This window comes from Bradyrhizobium sp. 62 (assembly GCF_023073035.1).
Classification (GTDB): domain Bacteria; phylum Pseudomonadota; class Alphaproteobacteria; order Rhizobiales; family Xanthobacteraceae; genus Bradyrhizobium.
Genome location: NZ_JADPIT010000032.1, coordinates 427,541 through 431,207 on the forward strand (window position 1 = coordinate 427,541; position 3,667 = coordinate 431,207).

Consider the following 3,667-nt stretch of genomic DNA (forward strand, 5'->3'; position numbering starts at 1 on the left):
TCGCCTTGGGCGGAGCTCCCGATTGCACGATCGCTTCTCAAAGCGGGCCTAATTCACCCTTCTATCCTTCCCCGACCAGTACGGCTCCCTCAACTGCCGCCGCAAGATCTTGCCCGACGGATTTCGCGGCAATGCCGGCAGGAACTCCACGCTCTTGGGCGTCTTGAACCCGGCGATGCGCTCGCGGGTGAAGTTGATGATGTCCGTGGCGGTCGCCTGCTTGCCGGGCTTCATCACCACCACGGCCTTCACCGCCTCGCCCCATTTGTCGTCGGGTATGCCGATCACGGCAGCTTCCGCGACGTCGGGATGATCGCATAGCGCGCTCTCGACCTCGGCCGGGTAGATGTTCTCGCCGCCAGAGATGATCATGTCCTTGATGCGGTCGTGGATGTAGAGATAGCCGTCTTCGTCCATGTAGCCGGCATCACCCGTGCGCAGCCAGCCGTCGCCGCGTAGCGTCGCGGCGGTCGCTTCCGGCAGGTTCCAGTAGCCTGCCATGTTGGAGCCCGAGCGTGTCGCGATCTCGCCGACCTCGCGCGGCGGCAGCGGCTTGCCGTCCACATCGAGGATCGCGATCTCGACGCCCGGCAGCGCCTTGCCCGCCGAGCGCATCCGCTCCAGCCCCTCGAGATGATCCTCCGGCGGCAGCGCGACGATGGTGCCGGTGGTCTCGGTCATGCCGTACATCTGCACGAAGCCGCATTTGAAGATCTCGATGCATTCCTTCAGCAGCGCTGCCGGAATGGGGGAGGCGCCATAGAGCATGTATTTCAACCGCGAGAAATCGACAGTTTTCGCGCGCGGCTGCCGCACCACGAACTGCATCGCCGCGGGCACCATGAACAGCTTGGTGATGCCGGACTGTTCGAAAAAATCCAGCACCTTTGTCGGATCGAACTCGCGCGCGATCACGCCGCGGGCGCCGTGATAGAGCCCCATCACGCCCCAGCCGGAACCGCCGATATGGAAGATCGGCATAGCGACCAGCGACACGTCGTCGGTCGACCACCGATTCCACTCGGGTTTGTCCTCGGCGTTGCCGGTTTGCACGAGATTGAGGAAGTTCGCATGCGACAGCATCGCGCCCTTCGGCTTGCCCGTCGTGCCCGACGTATAGAGCTGGATCGCGATGTCCTTCGTGTCGATCCCCAGCTTGGGATCATCGCCACTCTGTGCATCGCGCCCGGCTGTATAATCAGGCCATTCCGGCGCGCCGCCTTCGGTGGTGACGACGCTGCGCACGCCCGGCAACTGATCCTTGATCTGGCGGACCTGGGTGATGAACTCAGGTCCCACGAACAGCACCGGCGCTTTGCAGTCGCTCACGATGAAGGCGACCTCCGGGCCCGCGAGCCGCCAGTTCACCGGCGCCATCACCACGCCGGCCTTCATGGCGCCCATCAGCAGCTCGAAATAGATGTCGCTGTTCTTGCCGAGATAGGCGATGCGCTCGCCGCGTCTCACGCCCATCGCGATCAGCGCATTGGCCACTTTATTCGTCTTGATGTCGAATTCGGCAAAGCTGGTGGCGCGCCCCTCGAACTCGAAGGCGATCGCGTTGCCGCGGCTCGTCGCGCGCTCGCGCACCATGTCGGCGAGATTGGCCAATGGCTGTGTGGTCATGTTTCTCCCATATCGTCTTGTTCTTATGTCGCGGAGTGTGGCGTCATCCGCAGGGGAAGACAAGACGGGGGAAGGTACGCCATGGCTTCAACGTCGTCGTCCCGGCGAAGGCCGGGACCCATACCCCCCAAACGCAATTTGGCGAAGACTGGTCATGACCAATCTTCGCCAAACAAGATTTGGTGTGTATGGGTCCCGGCCTTCGCCGGGACGACACAATTACCCCCGCTTCGCACGATCCTTCTCGTTCTGCGCCATGATGCTCTCGCGCGCGGTTTTCCAGTCGTCGTCGCTCCAGTCGCGGAGCTGGTAGAAATTGCCGCCCATCGCGAGCGCCTGCGCGCCGTCCATGGCGATGGTCTCGCCAGAGATCCAGTCGCAGCCGCCGGAGATCAGGAACACGGCGACGTTCTGCAATTCCTCCATGGTGCCGACACGGCCCATCGGGTTCATCGCCTTGGTGCGCGCGCCGGCTTCGTCGCCGGGTTTGATGCGCTTGCTCATGCCCTCGGTCGGGATCTCACCCGGCGCGATCGTGTTCAGCCGGATGCCGTAGCGGCCCCATTCGGTGGCGAGCGACATCGTCATGGCGTGGATCGCGGACTTGCTCATCGCCGACGGCACCACGTAAGGCGAGCCGTTGCGCACCCAGGTCGTTGTGATCGAGACGACGTTGCCGGGCTGCTTCAACGCGATCCAGCGCTTGCCGACCGCATGCGTCACGTAGAACGTGCCGTGCATGACGATGTTGGCGACCGCGTCGAAGCCGCGCGGCGACAGCTCCTCGCTGCGCGAGATGAAATTCCCGGCGGCGTTGTTGATGAGGTCGGTGAGGGGGCCGTCGCGAAAGATGGTTTCGATCATCTCCTCGACCGCGAGCGCGTTGCGGATATCGACGCCGTGGCTCGTGACGCGGCCGCCATACTCGGCCATCAGCTCGGTCGCGGTCTCGTCGCAGACGATCTTGCGCCGGCCGCAGATGTGCACTTCGGCGCCGAGCTGGAGAAAGCGCGCCGCCATCGACTTGCCGAGCCCGGTGCCGCCGCCGGTCACGAGGATGCGCCGTCCCGCCAGAAGATTTTCCTTGAACATGGCTGTTTCCCCCGCAGTGATTGTCGGTTAATTGATCGATTGACTAAATCCGGCCGCCGTCGTCCTGTAAAGCGGCACCGAACAAGAACAGCCGGGAACCAGGGGAGAATCATCCATGGAAGAGCGCGTCTCGATCTCGATCTCGGAAGGCGTCGCCGACGTGCGCCTGGTGCGCGCGGACAAGATGAATGCGCTGGATCAGGCCATGTTCGAGGCCCTTGTCGCTGCAACCGATCGGCTTTCGAAGGAAAAAGGTGTGCGCGCCGTCGTGCTATCCGGCGAGGGGCGGGCCTTCTGCGCCGGTCTCGACATGGGGCGTTTTGCCGCCATGAAAGAGAACGGCGGCAACGGAATTCCGGGTGGCGAAAATCGCGACCTCACCAAACGCACGCACGGTCAGGCGAATTTCGCGCAACAGGCGGTGTGGGGCTGGCGCCAGCTTCCGGTTCCGGTGATCGCGGCGATCCAGGGCGTCGCCTTCGGCGGCGGCTTCCAGCTCGCGCTCGGCGCCGACATGCGCTTCCTCACCCCGGATGCGCGGATGTCGGTGATGGAAATAAAATGGGGCTTGGTGCCCGACATGGCGGGCACGCCGATCCTGGCCTCGCTCGTGCGCGATGACATCTTGCGCGATCTCACCTACACCGGCCGCATCTTCTCCGCGCAGGAAGCGATGGCTTACGGTCTCGCCACGCGCATCTGCGACGACCCGCGCGCTGCCGCGCTCGACGTCGCGCGCGAGATCGCGGGAAAAAGCCCCGATGCGATCCGCGCCGCGAAACGCATGCTCAGCAATCTCTCGGTCGATCCGGGCCCCGCGCTACTCGCCGAGTCCGTCGAGCAGCAGAAGTTGATCGGCAGCGCGAACCAGACCGAGGCGGTGCGTGCCAATCTGGAGAAGCGCGCGCCCAAGTTTGCGGATTAGCGACTTTCTCCGTCATGGCCGGGC

3 protein-coding genes are annotated in these 3,667 nt (G+C 64.0%); 1 reads left to right on the forward strand and 2 read right to left on the reverse strand.

Features of this window, described 5'->3' with window-relative positions:
• Positions 1-48: 48 nt before the first annotated feature.
• Both IVB47_RS31415 and IVB47_RS31420 read right to left on the reverse strand, forming a co-directional pair.
• Entirely contained in the window at positions 49-1,626 is a 1,578-nt protein-coding gene (locus tag IVB47_RS31415; RefSeq protein WP_247467303.1) for a fatty acid--CoA ligase, read from the reverse strand.
• A 219-nt stretch (positions 1,627-1,845) separates the two neighbouring features.
• A complete protein-coding gene (locus IVB47_RS31420) occupies positions 1,846-2,718 on the reverse strand; it encodes an SDR family oxidoreductase (RefSeq protein WP_027568960.1) in 873 nt (290 codons plus the stop codon).
• A 115-nt stretch (positions 2,719-2,833) separates the two neighbouring features.
• On the opposite strand from IVB47_RS31420, the gene IVB47_RS31425 reads away from it, so the two are divergent.
• Entirely contained in the window at positions 2,834-3,643 is an 810-nt protein-coding gene (locus IVB47_RS31425; RefSeq protein ID WP_247467305.1) for a crotonase/enoyl-CoA hydratase family protein, read from the forward strand.
• Positions 3,644-3,667: the final 24 nt, after the last annotated feature.